Source organism: Cutibacterium nasicola (assembly GCF_052654715.2).
In genome coordinates this window covers 2189035-2206522 of record NZ_CP199745.2, presented here as the reverse complement: position 1 = coordinate 2206522, position 17488 = coordinate 2189035, and the positions used below count along the sequence as shown (strand labels likewise).

At 64.7% G+C, this 17488-nt stretch carries 14 protein-coding genes and 1 riboswitch; of the genes, 8 read left to right on the top strand and 6 right to left on the bottom strand.

All coding sequences use genetic code 11. The annotated features are described in order from the left end of the window. Positions 1 to 136: 136 nt before the first annotated feature. From ACUCCZ_RS10395 to ACUCCZ_RS10380, 4 genes are all read right to left on the bottom strand, one after another. Positions 137 to 394 (bottom strand): HPr family phosphocarrier protein, encoded by a 258-nt coding sequence (locus ACUCCZ_RS10395; protein WP_435918239.1) that lies wholly within the window; start codon positions 392 to 394, stop codon positions 137 to 139. Positions 395 to 436: 42 nt separating this feature from the next. After that, on the bottom strand, positions 437 to 2443 hold the full coding sequence (locus ACUCCZ_RS10390; protein WP_435918240.1) for a PTS fructose transporter subunit IIABC: 2007 nt from the start codon (positions 2441 to 2443) through the stop codon (positions 437 to 439). A gap of 13 nt (positions 2444 to 2456) precedes the next feature. Then, positions 2457 to 3407, bottom strand: coding sequence for a 1-phosphofructokinase family hexose kinase (locus tag ACUCCZ_RS10385; RefSeq protein ID WP_435918241.1), 951 nt, complete (start codon positions 3405 to 3407; stop codon positions 2457 to 2459). Between the two features lie 373 nt (positions 3408 to 3780). After that, positions 3781 to 4542 (bottom strand): DeoR/GlpR family DNA-binding transcription regulator, encoded by a 762-nt coding sequence (locus ACUCCZ_RS10380; protein ID WP_435918242.1) that lies wholly within the window; start codon positions 4540 to 4542, stop codon positions 3781 to 3783. A gap of 162 nt (positions 4543 to 4704) precedes the next feature. Here ACUCCZ_RS10380 and ACUCCZ_RS10375 point away from each other — a divergent pair, with 162 nt between their 5' ends. From ACUCCZ_RS10375 to ACUCCZ_RS10350, 6 genes are all read left to right on the top strand, one after another. Beyond that, the gene (locus tag ACUCCZ_RS10375; RefSeq protein ID WP_435918243.1) at positions 4705 to 6003 is read left to right on the top strand and encodes a nucleotide sugar dehydrogenase; all 1299 of its coding nucleotides are present in this window, start codon (positions 4705 to 4707) and stop codon (positions 6001 to 6003) included. Between the two features lie 2 nt (positions 6004 to 6005). Beyond that, a complete protein-coding gene (locus ACUCCZ_RS10370; RefSeq protein WP_435918244.1) occupies positions 6006 to 7139 on the top strand; it encodes a glycosyltransferase in 1134 nt (377 codons plus the stop codon). After that, positions 7136 to 8380 (top strand): O-antigen ligase family protein, encoded by a 1245-nt coding sequence (locus ACUCCZ_RS10365; protein ID WP_435918245.1) that lies wholly within the window; start codon positions 7136 to 7138, stop codon positions 8378 to 8380. Before ACUCCZ_RS10370 ends, ACUCCZ_RS10365 begins: the two co-directional genes overlap by 4 nt. Positions 8381 to 8441: 61 nt before the next feature. Beyond that, positions 8442 to 9509: a non-hydrolyzing UDP-N-acetylglucosamine 2-epimerase gene (wecB, locus tag ACUCCZ_RS10360; RefSeq protein WP_435918246.1), complete on the top strand. Its 1068-nt coding sequence runs from the start codon at positions 8442 to 8444 to the stop codon at positions 9507 to 9509. Continuing rightward, positions 9509 to 10630 (top strand): glycosyltransferase, encoded by a 1122-nt coding sequence (locus ACUCCZ_RS10355; RefSeq protein WP_435918247.1) that lies wholly within the window; start codon positions 9509 to 9511, stop codon positions 10628 to 10630. The genes wecB and ACUCCZ_RS10355 overlap by 1 nt, the downstream gene beginning before the upstream one ends. A 352-nt stretch (positions 10631 to 10982) precedes the next feature. Further along, on the top strand, positions 10983 to 11930 hold the full coding sequence (locus ACUCCZ_RS10350) for an endonuclease domain-containing protein (protein WP_435918248.1): 948 nt from the start codon (positions 10983 to 10985) through the stop codon (positions 11928 to 11930). A 308-nt stretch (positions 11931 to 12238) separates the two neighbouring features. On the opposite strand, the gene ACUCCZ_RS10345 is transcribed toward ACUCCZ_RS10350, so the two are convergent. Both ACUCCZ_RS10345 and ACUCCZ_RS10340 read right to left on the bottom strand, forming a co-directional pair. Then, complete coding sequence (locus ACUCCZ_RS10345) at positions 12239 to 12526, bottom strand: hypothetical protein (protein ID WP_435918249.1); 288 nt, start codon at positions 12524 to 12526, stop codon at positions 12239 to 12241. Further along, positions 12523 to 13875 carry an NAD(P)/FAD-dependent oxidoreductase gene (locus ACUCCZ_RS10340; RefSeq protein WP_435918250.1) on the bottom strand — a complete coding sequence of 451 codons (1353 nt, stop codon included), beginning with the start codon at positions 13873 to 13875 and terminating at the stop codon, positions 12523 to 12525. The genes ACUCCZ_RS10345 and ACUCCZ_RS10340 overlap by 4 nt, the downstream gene beginning before the upstream one ends. A gap of 126 nt (positions 13876 to 14001) precedes the next feature. Between ACUCCZ_RS10340 and ACUCCZ_RS10335 the strand changes: the two genes are divergently transcribed. Both ACUCCZ_RS10335 and hrpB read left to right on the top strand, forming a co-directional pair. Beyond that, entirely contained in the window at positions 14002 to 14649 is a 648-nt protein-coding gene (locus ACUCCZ_RS10335) for an NUDIX hydrolase (RefSeq protein WP_435918251.1), read from the top strand. Beyond that, positions 14631 to 17132: an ATP-dependent helicase HrpB gene (hrpB, locus tag ACUCCZ_RS10330; protein WP_435918252.1), complete on the top strand. Its 2502-nt coding sequence runs from the start codon at positions 14631 to 14633 to the stop codon at positions 17130 to 17132. The genes ACUCCZ_RS10335 and hrpB overlap by 19 nt, the downstream gene beginning before the upstream one ends. A gap of 233 nt (positions 17133 to 17365) precedes the next feature. Then, a riboswitch (TPP riboswitch) is annotated at positions 17366 to 17469 on the top strand. Positions 17470 to 17488 lie beyond the last annotated feature (19 nt).

Here is a 17488-nt window from a genome sequence, read left to right as displayed (position 1 = left end):
TCTTGGTCCAGTCCGAAAGCCAGACGGGAGGTGGTAAGGACCGGTCGGTCGACGTTCCGACGACGTTCGCATCCACGCGGACGTGGAGAGGGCCGCTGTCATCGCGACAACGGCCCTCGTCGTGTATGGAGCGGGATCAGGCGTCGAGGTCGGACTCGATGAGATCAGCGATGGTGTTGACATCATCCTCGTTGTCACCGGCGACCGTGACGGAATCGCCAGCGCCAGCGCCGAGGGTCATGATGCCCAGCACGGACTTGGCGTCGATCGGCTCTCCTTCCTCAGCGGCCAGGGTGACGGTGGAGCCGAGCTTGGCAGCCTCCTGTGAGATGACGGCGGCGGGACGGGCGTGGAGTCCGACGGAGGATCCGACCTTGACGATTCTGCTGGCCATGATGGTGTTCCTTTCGGGATTGTGTGTTGTGGTGTGGAGATTTCAGGCGGTGGCCTCGGCCTTGCGCTTGGCCGATGCCTTGAGGATGGTCACGAGCAAGGCTGCCACGACGGTACCGACGACAATGGCCAGAATGAAGGCCCAGACCCGGTCAATGGCGAAAAAGACGAAGATTCCGCCATGGGGGGCCTTGGAGGCCGCGCCCAGAGCCATCGACAGGGCGCCGGTGACAGCTCCGCCGACCATCATCGAGGGGATGACGCGCAGTGGATCAGCGGCTGCGAAGGGGATGGCACCTTCGGAGATGAACGAGGCACCCAGCAACCAGGCAGCGGTACCGTTCTCCCGCTCGGCCGGCTGGTAGAGCTTCGGGCGCAGGGTCGTCGACAGGGCCATCGCGAGGGGCGGGACCATTCCTGCTGCCATGACGGCGGCCATCACCTTGAGAGACCCGACGTTGGAGACGGCGAGGTTGGTCGTGGCGAAAAGGTAGGCAGCCTTGTTGATGGGACCACCGAGGTCGGAGCACATCATGAGGCCCAGAATGATTCCGAGGATGACCGCCGAGGCCCCGTTCATACCACCCAGCCAGTTGTTGAGGGCGTTGGTGAGGGCGGCCAGAGGCCGACCGAGAACCACGTACATGAGGCCACCGGCAATGAGGGATCCGACGAGCGGGATGATGACGACCGGCATGAGGCCACGCAGCCAGCGCGGCGGGTTGAGGCGGGTGAACCAGTAGGCGACCAGGCCGCCCAGCAGACCGCCGATGATGGCGCCGATGAACCCGGCCCCGGTGACCCCGGCGATGGCACCAGCCACGAACCCAGGGGCGATGCCGGGGCGATCAGCCATACCGAAACCGATGTAGCCGGCCAGCGCGGGAAGCAGGAAGCCGAAAGCCGCTTGGCCGACGGCAAAGAGAACCGCGCCGATGTAGGTCATGGCGGCCGATCCACCCAAGGCATGGGCCGTGGGTGCCGGAAGATTGTTGAAGGTGTTGTTGAGGGCGATGTCCATGCCGTCCGTGGCGATCTCATATCCGCCGAAGAGGAATCCCAGGGCGATGAGCAGACCACCTGCCGCGACGAACGGAATCATGTAGGACACACCGGTCATGAGGGCTTGCTGGATGCGCTTGCCCCAGCCAATCTGGGAACCAGTCTGCTCGGACTCCTGGCGTTCCCCGTGGCTCGCGGGAACGCGATGGGCGTGGGGATCCTTGGCTGCCGCGACGGCCTCGGCGACCATCTTCTCGGGCTCGTTGACGGCGCGCTTGACCCCGGACTCGATGACCGGCTTGCCGGCGAAGCGTTCCCGACCTTTGACGCCGACGTCAGTGGCGAAGATGACGGCGTCAGCGGCCTCGATGTCGGACGAGCTGAGAGGCTCGGTGGTGGTGGAACCCTGGGGCTCGACCTTGACGTCAACGCCCATTTTCTTACCGGCAGCCGTGAGGTAGTCGGCGGCCATGTAGGTGTGGGCGATGCCGGTTGGGCAAGCCGTGATGGCGACGATGTGGCTGGTGGGCGTCTGCTCGGGGGCTGTCAGGTCGGTCCCGGCTGCGGTGGCGGTTGCTGATGCAGGTGCGTCCTCCTGAGGGTCGACGACTCCGCCGATGAGGTCGACGACCGTCTGGGCGTCGGGAGCTTGACGCAGCTGCTTGACGAACTCGGGCTTGACGAGGGCGCGGGCCAGCTTCGTGAGGAGCTTCATGTGGTCGGCGCCACCGTTCTCGGATGCGGCGATCATGAAGACGAGGTCAGCGGGCCCGTCAGGTCCGTTGAAGTCAACCCCGGGGGACAGGCGGGCGAAGCCGAGTGAGGGCTGGGACACTGCTGCGGAGCGGCAGTGGGGGATCGCGAATCCGCCGGGCATGCCGGTCGGGCTCTTGGACTCCCGCTCCAGGGCGTCGTGGGTCAGGCCTTCGGCATCCGCGCGTCCGGCCCGGGCGATGATTCCGGCGACCGAGGTGATGACTTCGGTCTTGGTCGAGCCCAGATCGGCGTCGAGCGACACCAGTTCTGGGGTGATGAGAGGGGCGTTCATCGGTTCTCCGATCTCACAGGTGGGTAAAACTGACGTGGATGGCGTCGGCCTGGGAAGGGGTCGGCATGGTTGATCCTGGGAGGGCTGCGGCGGCCGTGCCCCAGGCGACGGCGGTGCGCAGGCAGTTCTCGGGCTGGTCACCGCGGGTATGGGCCAGCAGGTATCCGGCCAGGGAGGAGTCACCGGCGCCAACGGTCGATTTCACCTCGACCGGGTCGGGCCAGGCGTGCCAGGCATCGGTCTCGGTGACCAGCAGGGCCCCCGCTCCTCCGAGGGTGACCAGCACCTCGCCGATGCCGTGCAGACGTCGGGCGGCAGCGACGACGTCGTCGAAATGGCCCTGTTCGGCAGCGGCTTCCAGACAGTGGCCGTCGATCCCGCAGAGCTGACCGAGCTCGACGGAATTGGGCTTGACGAGGTCGGGAGCTGATTCGGGGAGTTCTCGGGACAGCTCCTGCAGGGGCTCGTCAGAGGTGTCGACCGCGACCTTGACCCCGGTTTCGTGCAGACGGCGGGTCGTGGTGGCGTACCACTTCGAGGGGACACCCGGGGGTAGCGACCCGGACAGGACGATCCATTCGGCGTCGGTTGACGTCTCGAGGATGACCTCCTCGACGGCGGTCAGTTCGTCGGGTGTGAGTGCGGCTCCGGGTTGGTTGATCTTGGTTGTGGTGCCGTCGGGTTCGGTGATGGTGAGGTTGACCCTCGCCGACGCTGAGATCGGGACGGCAACGTGTGGGATCTTGTCGTCGGCGAGGCCGGTGACCAGCTGGTCCTTGGTTCTCGCCGGAACGACGGCGCAGGTGTCGACTCCAGCGCCGCAGAGGACTCGGGAGATGTTGACGCCCTTGCCAGCGGCAACCTCAGTGGAATTACCGAGTCGGTTCACCTGGCCGCGCTGCAGCGGCCCAGGTAGGGATGCAGTGCGGTCGATGCTCGGGTTGAGCGTGACTGTGACGATCACGTGGACTCCTTCGTCGCTTCTCCCAACGGTCCCGCGGATGTGAGAGGCCTTTCAATGTTGGGATGTGTGACACTCTAAACCAAAAACACACGGAAAGCAACAACAAAACAGATATTTTGTGTTGTAAATGTTGGATGCGCACTGCGCTACCTCGTGGTCGATGCCCGCCGGGCTCGTCTCGATACAGTCCGCCGTGTGGTGATCGCGGTTGTGAATGGGGTTGTCTGCCACCTGTAGTTGCAGGAGTCGGTGTCAGCAACCGAAATACCACACATGGTGGGGGTGTACGTGTCACGGCGGGCCGACGGACGGGTGACCTCGTGGCGGATGCGCGATGGCGTGTGACGAAGAACGCGCTCGGTGGTGGACGACCTCAGGCGATGACGATCTCGACGCCGGACTTCTGCAGCATCTCGACCTGGTGTGAGGTCACCCCGGAGTCGGTGATGATGACGTCCACGTCACCCAGCTCCGCGAACCTCATCGTCGACTCCGCCCCCATCTTTCGCGAGTCGGCCAACACGACGACGTGATGGGCGCTTGCGATCATCGCCGCCTTTGTCGCGACCTCGTCGGCGTCGGGGGTGGAGAGGCCATGTTCGGCAGAGATGCCGTTGGTACCCATGAAGGCGACGTCGACGCGCAGCCGTGAAATGGCATCGACATTTCCGACGGTCGCCTGAGTGGTCGGGCGTAGTCGCCCTCCCAGGAGGTGCACGTCGCAGGCGCTGTGGGTGGCCATGGTACTGGCGATCGGCGATGAGTTCGTGAACACGCTGACGCGCCTCGTGGGGGGCACGATTGCGGCGAGCCGACCGGTCGTCGATCCAGCGTCGAGGATGATCGACCCCGTGTCTGCTGGTAGGTGGGACAACGCAGCCCTGGCGATTTGCTCCTTCTGGCTCACTGCGGAGGAATCGCGGGTGTCGAGAGGTTGATCTCCCAGCAGGTCGAACTCGATCGGGATGGCGCCACCATGGACGCGTCTCAGCATCTTCTGGCTGCACAGCTGATCGAGGTCTCGCCGAATGGTCTCCGGGACAACCCCCAGGGCGGTCGACGCATCGGACACCGACACTCGACCGGTCTCACGGGCGGTGTCGATGAGCCACTTGTGTCTCTCGGCGGGATACACCGGCCCTCCTCAATGAAAACCACCCAGCGCAAACAGGATGAAACTCCTAGTCAGACGCATGACATGGGCAAGACTGTGATGGTGGGAGCATAACACGAACTCATTGTGGTGGTCCTCCCGGATAGACTGACGGGGTATCCGCGAATCCCAAGGAGTTCAGGAATGAAAATTGCCGTCGTCGCCATGGGCAAGATCGGGCTTCCCCTGGCCGTGCAGTTCGCCGAGAAAGGTCACGACGTCATCGGCGTCGACGTGCAGCAGCGCGTCGTGGACGAGATCAACAAGGGCAACGAGCCCTTCCCCGGTGAGGCCTACCTCGACGAGAAGCTGAAGAAGCTCGTCCCGGCAGGCAAGCTCACCGCCACCACGGATTACTCCAAGGCGATTCCGGACGCCGATGCGATCGTCATCGTCGTCCCGCTGTTCGTCAACGACGAGACCTGGGAGCCGGACTTCGGTTGGATGGAGGCCGCCACCAAGTCGCTGGCCGCCCACCTCACTCCGGACACCCTGATCTCCTACGAGACCACCCTGCCGGTCGGTACCACCCGCAACCGCTGGAAGCCGATGATCGAGGAGATCTCCGGTCTGACCGAGGGCAAGGACTTCCACCTCGTCTTCTCCCCGGAGCGCGTCCTCACCGGTCGTGTCTTCGCCGACCTGCGTCGCTACCCGAAACTCGTCGGTGGCCTGAACGACGAGGGCACCGCCAAGGGCATGGAGTTCTACCAGCAGGTTCTCGACTTTGATGACCGTGACGATCTGCCGCGCGTCAACGGTGTCTGGGACATGGGTACCGCCGAGGCCGCCGAGATGGCCAAGCTCGCCGAGACCACCTACCGCGATGTCAACATCGGCCTGGCCAACCAGTTCGGCAAGTACGCCGCCGCCAATGGCATTGACGTCTACAAGGTCATCGACGCCTGCAACTCGCAGCCCTACTCTCACATCCACCGCCCCGGTATCGCCGTCGGTGGCCACTGCATCCCGGTCTATCCGCGCCTCTACCTGTGGACCGACCCGGAAGCCACCATCGTGCGCACCGCCCGCGAGGCCAACATGACGATGCCGCAGTACTGTGTCGACCAGGTTGCCTCGGTGCTGGGTGATCTGTCCGGCAAGAAGGTCGTCGTTCTCGGCGCTTCCTACCGCGGCAAGGTCAAGGAGACTGCCTTCTCTGGCGTCTTCCCAACGGTCGAGATCCTGGCCAAGGCCGGCGCTGACGTCAGCGTCCACGACCCGATGTTCACCGACGACGAGCTCGGCAAGTTTGGTTTCAAGGCATACCACGTCGGTGAGCCCGTCGACGGAGTCCTGCTGCAGGCCGACCACCCCGAGTACGCCGAGCTGACACCCGCCGATCTGCCCGGCGTCAAGGTCCTCGTTGACGGTCGTCACGTCGTCGACCCGGCCAGGTGGGACGGCGTCAAGGTCATCGTCGTTGGTGACGGGGAGGCCTGAGTATGTCCCTTGCCCGCGTGTGTCACGTCTCGACCGTTCACAACCCACGCGACGGGCGCATCTTCCGCAAGGAATGCGCCAGCCTGGCCAAGCGTGGCGCCGATGTGTGGTTCATCGGTGCCCAGGACGGTGACGAGATCGTTGACGGGGTGCATGTGGTGGGAATCGGCAAGGCCACCAACCGCATCGACCGTCTGACCCGCCGTCAGGCCAAGGTGTGGAAGGCCCTCGACCGGGTGAACCCTGATCTCGTCCACATCCACGACCCCGAGCTCATCCCGCTGGTACTGGCGTGGAAGAAGCTGCGCGGGCGGGCAGCAGTCTTCGACGCCCACGAGGATCTCGTCGCCCAGATCGACGGCAAGGAGTACATGTCGCCGAAGGTCAAGCCGGTTGCCCGAGCGGTCGCCAAGACCCTCGTCACCACGGCTGACAAGTGGTTCGACGGTGTGGTCGCGGTGACCGATGGGGTCGCCGAGGACTTCGGTCACCGCAACCAGAAGCTGGTCCACAACTATCCGCTGCTGTCGAGCTTCGACACCACGGTGGAGGGGGAGAAGACCCCAGGCCAAATCGTCTACGTCGGCATGCTGTCCAAGGGACGTCAGACCGACAAGATGTTCGACATGATGGACCTGATGGACGGTGACGCCCGTCTCGTCATCGCCGGCAAGCAGGACCCCGAGGTCGCTCATCTGTTCGACCAGCTTGACAGGCATCCGCGCGTTGACTACCGCGGATCCATCCCGGTTGATGAGGTGCCCGGTCTGCTCGGGTCCTCGGTCGTCGGCCTGGTTTTCCTCGAGCCGCTGCCCAATTACGTCAACTCGCTGCCCACCAAGCTCTTCGAGTACATGGCGGCTGGAATCCCGTTCATCTCGACCGACCTGCCGTTCCTGGTGAACATGCTCGAGAAGTGGGACTGCGGAGTCTTCGTCGACACCTCGAAGGACGCCAAGGCCGCGGCCGAGGCTGCCAAGGAGCTGCTGGCCGATCCTGAGCGCTGCAAGCGTCTCGGTGAGAACGGTCGGCGCGCCATTGCCGAGGAGTTCAACTTCGAGGCTGACGTCAACGCCCTCGTCGCGGTCGAGGAGCGCGCCCTCAAGCGTCAGGACTCCCAGATCGTTGAGGCATGACCCGGACCCTCACCCGTGTCCTGGTGGCCCTGCTGCCGTTGACGGTGCTTTTCGGCGCCTACGCGGCGGTGGGGTCCTTGACGTCCTTCCGGGCAGTCGTGGCCGTCCTGGCCGTGGTGGCGTTGATCGAGGGGACGTCGTGGTCGCGGCAATGGCCGTTGGTCATCTTCGGGGCCGCCTGGGTGGTCATCGCCGTGGTGTCCGGACTCATGGTGTCCTGGACACCGGCCTGGGGTGACCTCGCCAACCTCGTCATCGGGCTGGTGCTGGTGTGGGCCCTGTCCAGGGTGAGGAGTGACGAAGCCCTGGACGACCTGGCTCTGGGGTGGGAAGTCGCCATCCTCATCAGCCTGCCGATCGCGCTGTGGGAACACCGCACGACGCGCCACCTGCCGCAGTTCATCAACGGTCTGTGGCGGGGTCGTCCTCTCGTGTACCCGTTGCCGGGAACTTTCTTTCCGAACCCGAACTACTACGCCCTGTTCCTCGTGCTGGGGCTGGGACTCATCGTCTGGCACGCCGTCGTCAAGGGCGGTTGGCGGCGTTGGTGCCACGCCGTTGTGGCCGTGGCAGGCTTCTACCTGCTATGGCTGACGGGGTCGAAGCTGTGTCTCATGGGTGCGGTGCTGATGGCCGTCGGAGCAGCTCTGACGTGGAGATTCGGTCGGTTTGCCGTTGGTGCGGCAGCGGTGGCAGTCGTCGTTGTTGCCTTTGGGCCAGGACGGGCGACGCTGGTCTCGACGTGGAATGATGTCGTCGCCGTGCTGGTGCACCATGCCAATCTCGGCTCACGCTCCTGGCCGGTCAGACTGTCCCTGCTCGGCTTCGGTCTGCACCTCATCGCGACGCACCCGTTGGTCGGGGTCGGACCCGGTGGGTTCGCCCATCTGTCGCGTCACTTTGCGGTGTATTCCCTGCACCACAAGACCAATCCCCACAACGGACTCATCCATGTGGCCTCCGACTACGGTGTTCTCGTCGCTGCTGTACTCGTCGTGGCATGGGTGTGGGGGATCGTCGGGGCGTTCCAGCGATGTGCGCATCATTCGGGACGAATCCGCCAGATCGCCAGGCTGTACATCGCGATGATGTTCGCGGTCCCCGCGCTCATGATGGCCAACAGCGTTTTCGTCGGGCCGAACGTTGTTGCCCTGTGGATGGCCGTACTCGTCCTGCTCGACACCATGATCGGATCCCGGGACGCGGTGGTGCCGAGACGTGCTGCCCGCGAGGAGGCGTGAGTTGGCGGCGCTGGACGATAGGGTGGGCTGACGTACGGTACGTGGGCAGGAAGGTGCATCAATGCGCGTCGTAAGCATCGTCGGGGCTCGTCCCCAGTTCGTGAAGTTGGCTCCGGTGGCCAAAGCCTTCGCGACTGAGGGGATCGATCACAAGATCATCCACACCGGTCAGCACTACGACGTCAACATGTCCGACTCCTTCTTCGTCGAGCTCGGCATCCCGAACCCTGACTTGCATCTGGGCGTCGGCGGCGGCTCCCACGGCGTCATGACCGGCCGCATGCTCGAGCAGCTCGACCCGGTGCTGGAGGACATGAACCCGGACTGGGTGCTCGTCTACGGTGACACCAACTCGACCATTGCCGGCACCCTATCGGCGGTCAAGATGCACCTGCCGGTGGCCCACCTCGAGGCTGGCCTGCGTTCCTTCAACCGCCGCATGCCTGAGGAGCACAACCGCGTTCTCACCGACCACGCCGCTGACCTCTGCCTGGCACCGACCGAGGTTGCCATGGGGCATCTGGCCGACGAGGGACTGGCTGCCCGCTCCGTGCTCGTCGGTGACGTCATGACCGATGTCTGCCTGCAGGTGCGCGACTCCGTCCTCGCGAACCCGCGCCCGGTGCCCGGTGTGAAGGATGGCGAGGAGTACGTCATGGCGACAATCCATCGTGCCGACAACACCGATGATCCGCAGCGCCTGACCCACATCCTCGACGCTCTCGGCAACGTGGATCGTAAGGTCATCCTGCCGGTGCATCCGCGTCTGCGTGCCCGCGCCGAGGCCGACGGCGTCACCATCGCTCGCGGCAACCTCACCACCATCGACCCGTTGGCCTATCCCGACATGGTCAACGCCGTCACCAATGCCGCCGGCGTCATCACCGATTCCGGCGGTCTACAGAAGGAGGCCTTCCTGCTCGGCACCATCTGCACGACGGTGCGTACCGAGACCGAGTGGGTGGAGACCGTCGAGAACGGCTGGAACGTGCTTGATCCCGACGCCGAGCATCTCGCCGAGCACGCCGTCCGTCAGCATCCCGCGGGCGATCCGGGGCACCCGTTCGGCGACGGTAAGGCTGCCGTCAACGTCGCCACGGTGCTGCTCACGGCCGGCAAGAGGAACTGATGACCGATTCCCCTCACATCGGCAGGGTGGTGTCCCTGTCGACGGTGCACCACGGCCACGACAACCGGGTCTTCAACAAGGAGGCGCGAGCCATGGTCGGGGCCGGCCACGACTATCACCTTGTCATCTCCGCCGAGCACGACGGGGTCGACCAGGGTATTCCAGTCGTCGCTTTGCACCGCGAGGAAGGGCGAGTCCGTCGGCTGGTCGTCAGCCAGCGGGAGGCGTGGCGTCACCTGCAGACCCTTCAGCCCGAGGTGCTGCACATTCACGATCCCGAGCTCATCCCGTTGGCACTGCTGTGGGGGCGCCGTCACCGCTGCAAGGTCATTCACGACGCCCACGAGGACCTCATCGGCCAGGTCGACACGAAGCCTTATCTGGGCAAGGTGACGCGGCCACTGGCTCGGTTGGCTGCTCGTGGTCTCGTGGGGCTGGCCGACCGTGGGGCTGATGCCGTCGTTGCCGCGACCCCGACGGTGGGGGAGAGATTTCACCACTCCCCGGTGACAGTGGTGCGGAACTACCCGTGGCTGCGCAATTACGACGTGATGCCTGCCCCAGTGCCGGGACGCATGGTGTACGTCGGAGATCTGTCGGAGGAGCGCAAGCTCTCCTTCATGATCGAGGTGACGCGCAGGGTCCGTCAGAAGGTACCGGAGGCCCATCTCATGCTGGCGGGGCGGGTCCTGCCGCGCTGTCAGAAGGTTGTCGATGACGCCGTCGCCGAGGGCTTCGTCGAGCATCTGGGGTTGATTGGCCCAACCGAGGTGCCGAAGGTGTTGGCCAGCGGACAGGTGGGGTTGGTGTTCCTCAAACCGTTGCCGAACTACGTCGCATCCCTGCCAACGAAGCTGTTCGAGTACATGGCCTCCCAAATACCGTTCGTGGCATCCGATTTCCCGGCATGGCGGGAGATGTTCGACGGCTATGGTGCCGGCATTTTCGTCGACACCGACGATGCCGCTGCGACCGCTGATGCCGTCTGCGTGCTGCTCGCAGATCCGCAGCGTTGTCGCGAGATGGGTCGGGCCGGTCGCCGGGCTGTTGAGGCGGGACTGAACTTCGAGTCTCAGGCCGAGGCGCTGACGGGGCTGGTTTCTCGCCTGCTCAAGGGGTGATCCTTCGGAGCCAGGGCACGGTACCCGTCGTCCTTTCTGCCTCGGTTCAGCACTTGTTCCCGTTCACCGCAGTATCGACTCATTCCGGCCAGGGTCAAGGTTGCCCGGCGCTGATCCAGGCCACCCCAACCCTTCCCCACCCTCATCTTTCCCCACCCACTCTGCTCCAGCGCGCCCGCACTCACAGCTGCTGTGGTAATTGGGGTGATGAACATGCGGTGAGCCATCCCTCGTAGCGAGGATCGGGTTAAGAAGACGGTTTTCCACAGGAGCTTCGGCTACCTCAACCACAGTTGTCCACAGAATCGACATTGCCTGGCGGAAATGGCGGGTCTCGCCGACAAATTGGGATGTGAGGAACCTACAAGAACGACTCGACCGCCGCGGCGTTGCCCGCATCCACCGTCACAGCTACATCCGTGGGCAGGCCGACCGGGCGGTGGCACGAGGAGACGCGGTCCGCATCCTGCCAGGAGTGATTGCCGCGACAGCGCTTGCCAGAGACCCCAGGACCATCCTTCGCGCGCTGCTGTTGTGGCACCGCGACGTCGTGATCGTCGGGAAGGCCGCCCTCCTGCTGCTCGGGATGACGGCTCCTGGCGCCAACAGGCCCATGGATTTGCGAACCATCAATGAGGTCGAGGCCTTTTCCTCGACACGGCGGTTGGTCCGCCCGGGCATTCGGGTGCGTCGTTGGCACGTTCCGCACCAGTTCGTGACTGAGCGGGAGCAGGTTCGGATTGCCGCCGCCGAGGTATCGGTCCTTGTCCTCGCCATTCAAGGGGAGTGGGAGTGGGTCTGCGAGGCGCTGCGGCAACGCCTCGTTACTCCTGAATCCTGCCGTCAGGCACGCAAGAGCCTGACCGGGCGGTACCCAAAGGCCGACGTTGATTCCGCGGTGGCTGACATCCTCCTGGCCGCGTGGTCGATCCCGGAACTGGAGATGAGCAGGGTGCTTCGCGCCACCGGGATCACCGGCCACAAGCCTAACCACAAGGTTCGGGTGGGAGATCGCCATTACTACCTGGACCAAGCCTTCGAGGCTGAGAAGGTCGCCCTGGAGATTGATGGCCGATCTGTTCACGGCACCGCCGAGAGCTATGAGGAGACGATGATGAGGTCGGCTCATCTGGACCGTCATGGCTGGAAGGTGCTCCACGTCACCCCGACGATGTTCCGCAAGAACCCGAGATTCGTCCTGGACTGGCTCGCCTTTCACCTGCATCGCCGGCATCGGCCAAGAACCATGTTCAGCGAATCCGTCCTGCGCCAGATCATGGGCGGTGTCGCGCCAGCCTGAGGCTCGTGGATCGAACCTCGTGGCGACGACGCAGGGCAACCATCCCCTGGCGGGTCGTGATTTGGCCCATTCACCGACCCCATGCGCCCCAGCCCAGCCTGACCTTCGCATTGTTCTGCTGTGGAAAACGGGGTGTCGCTGAACTCATCTGCAACGTGACGCTGCACCACCGACCGTCAGAAACCTCATTGCCATAGGAGGGCAGCGGTCATCCCGTGGCCCGAGGCACGGGATGGGGGACTCAGACTTGCCGGGCTCACGAAAACGGTCGGGCACGCTTTCGCGTCACCCTGACCGTCAGCGAATCGTCACTTGTAGGTGTAGAAAGCCGGGGCTGTCGGAACACGCCCGGCGCCATCCATCGGGGTGGCATGGCCGTCATGACGACGGCGAGCCCTCCGTCCGTCGGCTGGCTTGCCCTCGGACAGGCGCTCGGACAAGGACGGGTCGTGGGATCCCGCCTTCTTGTCCTTGGGCGCCTTGCGCGCTGCCACCAGCGCGATCCCGACGACGGCGACCGCAGCCACCGTGACGGCAAGCAAGGTCCCCTTGTCGATCTCGGCAGGGTTGATCTCGGTCGTGCTCATGTGCATCACTTCTCCTTGTCGATGGAATTGGCGCCCTTCGTGTCTTCCTCACCTTCCTCGGTGAGGACATCGCCGACGATGGCTCCGGCTTCGCGATGAAACGCGATGTACCGAGCGCCGAGGTTGATCATGGCCTGCAGACGGTTACGACCGCCCAACAGGGTGTAAATGTGTACCGTCACCCAGGCCAGCCATGCGCCAATTCCGGTGAACTTCAGCTTCTCGGACAGCTGGACGACGGCCGAGTTACGACCGATCGTTGCCATGGTGCCCTTGTCCTGGTACTCAAACTTCTCCAGCGGCTCACCGAGCTCGAGGTGGACGATCTGACGGGCGACGCACTCGCCGCCCTGGATGGCGGGCTGAGCCAGCTGAGGCTTGGGGTCCTCGGTGTTGATGGCACCGTCGCCGACAGCGAAGATGCGATCGTGACCGTTGACGCGGAGGGTTCCATCGGTGGCGATACGGCCGCCGCGACCCTGCTCGAACCCCCAGTCGGCAACGGACGTGTGGGCGCCGACACCCGCTGCCCAGATGACCATGTCCGCAGGAAGCGTCTGGCCGTCCTTGAGGAGCACCGAATCCTTGCGCACCTCGGCGATGGCGGTCTTGGTGCGCACGTCCACGCCGCGCTTCTGCAGCTGGCGGCGGGTGTAGTGGCGCAGAGTCGGGTCGAAGGGCATGAGGAGGTGGTCAGCCATCTCGACGAGGGTGACGTGGACGCGGTCGGTGGACACGTCGGGGAAGATTGCAGGGATGCCGATCGACTTCATCTCGGCCAGGGTGCCGGCCATCTCGACACCGGTTGGGCCACCACCAACGATGACAACGTCAAAGGTCTTGTCACGTTGGGTGTCGAGGTCCTCGAGGTAGGTGAAGATGGCGTCGCGTGCGCGCAGCGAAGATGCGCGGGTGTAGATGGTGTACGAGTGCTCTGCGGCACCAGGGGTACTGAAGAAGTTGGCTCCGACGCCCTGGGACAAGATGAGGTAGTCGTACGAGATCGGGTCGCCGTTGTCGACGTTGACGACGCGGTTCTCGGTGTCAACGTCGGTCACAGAGGCACGACGGAAGTGGGTGCGAGGACCGTTCTGGGCGGCGAAGGAACGTAGGCGGTAGGTGACGTCACCTGGGTTCAGGCCACCGGTGGCGACCTGGTACAGCAGGGGCTGGAAGGTGGTGTAGGGATTGCGGTCGATGAGCGTGACGTCGCACCCTGCCTCGGCAGTCTTCTCGGCGGCCGCCATGCCACCGAAACCAGCACCAACGATCACGACTCGAGGCTTGGAGCCCGTCAGGACCGGTTTGCGACCCAGGCCCGGCAGGCCAGTGTCCGAGAACAGGGTATTAATGTCCATCTGATCCTCCGAATGGTGGTGGTACACGCGGATTGTCCCAAAAATGTGCTGTATTTCGCAAAAACGTGAGTCTCATGGGTAGGGCGGGGCCGGGCGCCTCAGCATGCAGCGTGACAGGCTTGGACCATGCCACATCTCCATACCCAGCCACATGGACATGACGTCACGATCAGTGCGTGGATCTTGAGGAGGTTTCCGTTCGACAGCCCACGTGGCTGGCGGTGGAAAGCCCTTGTGCACAAACACCGCAAGATGAATTTGTGGATTCAGCCGGGCGGACACGTTGAGCACACCGAGAACCCTTGGCAGGCCCTTGTTCACGAGCTCCATGAGGAAGCTGGCTACCACATCGACCAGTTGAGCGTCCTGCAGCCCTGGAATCGGCTTCCTGACGGGGTCCATGACCTCATTCACCCGACGCCGGTGCTTCTCAACACCCACAGCCCTTTCCCAGGGCACTTCCACTCCGACATCGTCATGGCGATGGTTGCCGATGGTGATCCGGCGGAGAAACCGCGTCCTGGCGAGTCTCTGGAGCTTCAGTGGGTTAGCCCTGACGAGTTTGCCGCGCTCCCGAGCGCCGAGCCCGATGCCGTCATGATCATGACGATGATTGTCGAGAGGGTGGCCGATTCCTGGATTCCTGTTCCGGCGACGGATTGGTCACTGGAGGACGCCCCGGAGGAACCGATGACGAACCGTACGATCGCCGAAGCCACCGCCCCTGATCCCCTGGACGAGAGGGAGACCAAGGGGTGGGGGACGACCCGGTGACGCGGGGTCCGGACCTTGACGCAATAGGAGCCGGGCTCCCGGTTGCGGACCAGCGCGACCAGATCACCACAGCCCTGGCTACTGGCAGGGCCGTCATCGTCGCCCCGCCGGGAACCGGTAAGACAACATTCATCCCACCTCTGGTGGCCTCGTGGAAATCTGGTCGGGTCATCGTCACCCAGCCACGACGGGTGGCAGCCAGAGCCGCCGGACGCCGACTGTCCACACTCACCCGAACCCGCCCCGGCGAGTTCGCCTCCCACACCGTTCGCGGGGAGTCGACGACAACTCGCGACACCAGGGTCGAGTTCGTGACGACCGGGGTGTTGCTGCGTCGCCTGATGCGCGACCCTGACCTCACAGGGGTCGACGCCGTCATTCTTGACGAGGTTCACGAGCGTCACCTCGACGCTGACCTCGTCGTCGCGATGGTGGATGAGGTGGCGCAATTGCGCGAAGACCTGACCGTCGTCGCAATGTCGGCGACCGTTGACAGCTCCGGGTGGTCGACCCTTCTCGGCGGTGCCGAGCCGGCCCCAGTTGTCGAAGTGGCATCTGCGTTGCACGAACTCAAGGTGGAATGGGCGCCAGCCCCTGGCACTGCTGTGGAATCTCGGGGAGTACGTCGCGAATTCCTCGACCATCTTGGCGCCGTGACCGCCGACTCACTTCATCGCCACACGGAAGGCTCGGCGCTCGTGTTTGTCCCTGGTGCCCGCGAGGTCGATCACGTCGTCGCGGATCTGCGCTCCCGCCTCGATGACGTCGAGGTTGTTGGGCTATCAGGGTCGATGTCGCCGCGTGAGCAGGATCATGCCTTGTCAGAGCCAGGTGATGTCCGCCGGGTCATCGTCTCGACAGCCGTTGCGGAGTCTTCCCTGACGGTGCCGGGGGTGAGACTCGTCGTCGATTCGGGTCTGTCCCGGGAGCCGCGCCTCGATCGCGGACGAGGCATGACGGGGCTCGTGACGGTTCGGGAGTCCCGAGCATCGGCGACCCAACGTGCCGGACGTGCTGCTCGTCTTGGTCCTGGAGTCGCGGTGCGGTGCCTGTGTTCCCAGGACTGGTCGGGTATGGACGCCGACCCTGCCCCCGAGATCGACCACGCCGACCTTGTGGCACCTCTGTTGTCACTGGCGGTCTGGGGCTCCCCTCGTGGCGAGGGTATGGCTCTACCAACCCCATTGCCACAGGACCGGGTGGTCGAGGCCGAGGAGGAGCTTCGTGATCTGGGCGCCGTTGACTCTGAGGGAAGGGCCACCGAGCGAGGCCGTCGGCTCGCGACGGTTCCGGTCGACCCGCGTCTGGCAAGGGCTCTGACTGATGGCGCACCGATCGTCGGGTCCCGTCGCTGCGCTGAGGTCGTCGCCATGCTCGGTCTTGACGGCAGAGATGTCGATCTGGTCGCCCAGTTGCGTCAGCTGCGGACCGGGCGGCACCCGGGCGCGAAGGTCTGGCGCCGGGAGGCCGACCGACTCGCTCGCCTCGTCGACGACGTCCCCGCCAGCCACATCACCGACGATCACGCCGTCGCCACGGTCGTCTCGCTGGCTCGCCCGGGGTGGATCGCTCGGAGTCGGGGAGAGGGGTCGTCGTCCTATCTGCTGGCGTGTGGCACCGGAGTTGAACTGCCTCACAACTGCTCACCTGGGTTGCTCGGACAGTCCTGGTTGGCCGTCGCCCGAACCTCCCGCACTACGAGCGGCGCCCTCATCCGGGCTGCGGTTCCGCTGACGGAATCGGCTGCCTTGGACGCCGGCGCAGCAATGCTTGCGACCGAGACGACGGTTACCTGGGATGGTTGCAAGGCTCGCGGTCGACGCGTTTCGCGGCTTGGTGCCATTGAGTTGTCATCCACCCCGGTCCAACCAGGGAGTGATGAGGCTCGTCGCGCCGTGCTGGAAGCAGTGAGGTCTCGCGGGCTCGGGACAGTGGATCTGACGAAGAACGGTGAGTCCCTGAGGCGTCGGCTTGCCCTGGCCCATCGGGTTCTCGGTGGCCCTTGGCCGGATGTCAGCGACGCGGCCCTGCTGTCCCGCGCCGAGGAGTGGCTCGACCTGGATGGCCTGGCGGCCGGGCGCGGGAGTGACGCCACCTCTGGCCTTCGTGGGCTGTTGGGGTGGCAGGAGTCCGCTCGTCTCGACGAGCTTGTCCCCGAGACCATCACGGTCCCCAGCGGGTCGCGAATCCGCGTCGATTATCCGGAACCCGACAGTGACGCCGCCCCGGTGCTCGCGGTCAAGCTCCAGGAGTGTTTCGGGTGGACTGATGACCCGACGATCTGTGACGGGAAGGTGAGGGTGGTCCTTCACCTGTTGTCGCCGGCCCGGCGACCATTGGCAGTTACCGACGACCTGGCGAGTTTCTGGGCGAACGTGTATCCCGGGGTGAGGGCTGAGAACCGCGTACGCTACTCCAAACATCCGTGGCCGGAGGATCCCATGACGGCCGTCCCCACCAAGCACACCAACCGTTCTCGGTAGGCAGACTGACCTGGTCGCCCCGGAGCGCGGCGCGTGTGGTGAAGTGGTTTGCGATGTCGTGGAGAGCCGCCTGGAATGGCGTGGGGGAGTATCTGCATCACGATTGCCACAATCGTCTGAGGGCGGTGAGGCAGCGAAGACTCCTGAGGGGGAGTGCGACCGGTGGCCACGATGGTCCACCCCCCATGTATCGCAGGCAGTGGTGGTCTTGTCGTCCCCGTGGCTATGATCGGGGGCGACGACAGGGGAGCATCATCGGATGCTGAGAGTGGGCACCGCCCAGACCCTCGAACCTGAACCGGTTAGGACCGGCGTAGGGAGTCGGGCTCTTCGCGCATGTGCGCCCCCTTCCGAAT

Excerpts from the sequence above, each read along its gene's own strand:
- ACUCCZ_RS10395 (WP_435918239.1), bottom strand. The coding sequence starts at position 394 with ATGGCCAGCAGAATCGTCAAGGTCGGATCCTCCGTCGGACTCCACGCC.
- ACUCCZ_RS10390 (WP_435918240.1), bottom strand. The coding sequence starts at position 2,443 with ATGAACGCCCCTCTCATCACCCCAGAACTGGTGTCGCTCGACGCCGAT.
- ACUCCZ_RS10375 (WP_435918243.1), top strand. The coding sequence starts at position 4,705 with ATGAAAATTGCCGTCGTCGCCATGGGCAAGATCGGGCTTCCCCTGGCC.
- ACUCCZ_RS10370 (WP_435918244.1), top strand. The coding sequence starts at position 6,006 with ATGTCCCTTGCCCGCGTGTGTCACGTCTCGACCGTTCACAACCCACGC.
- ACUCCZ_RS10365 (WP_435918245.1), top strand. The coding sequence starts at position 7,136 with ATGACCCGGACCCTCACCCGTGTCCTGGTGGCCCTGCTGCCGTTGACG.
- wecB (WP_435918246.1), top strand. The coding sequence starts at position 8,442 with ATGCGCGTCGTAAGCATCGTCGGGGCTCGTCCCCAGTTCGTGAAGTTG.
- ACUCCZ_RS10355 (WP_435918247.1), top strand. The coding sequence starts at position 9,509 with ATGACCGATTCCCCTCACATCGGCAGGGTGGTGTCCCTGTCGACGGTG.
- ACUCCZ_RS10340 (WP_435918250.1), bottom strand. The coding sequence starts at position 13,875 with ATGGACATTAATACCCTGTTCTCGGACACTGGCCTGCCGGGCCTGGGT.
- ACUCCZ_RS10335 (WP_435918251.1), top strand. The coding sequence starts at position 14,002 with ATGCCACATCTCCATACCCAGCCACATGGACATGACGTCACGATCAGT.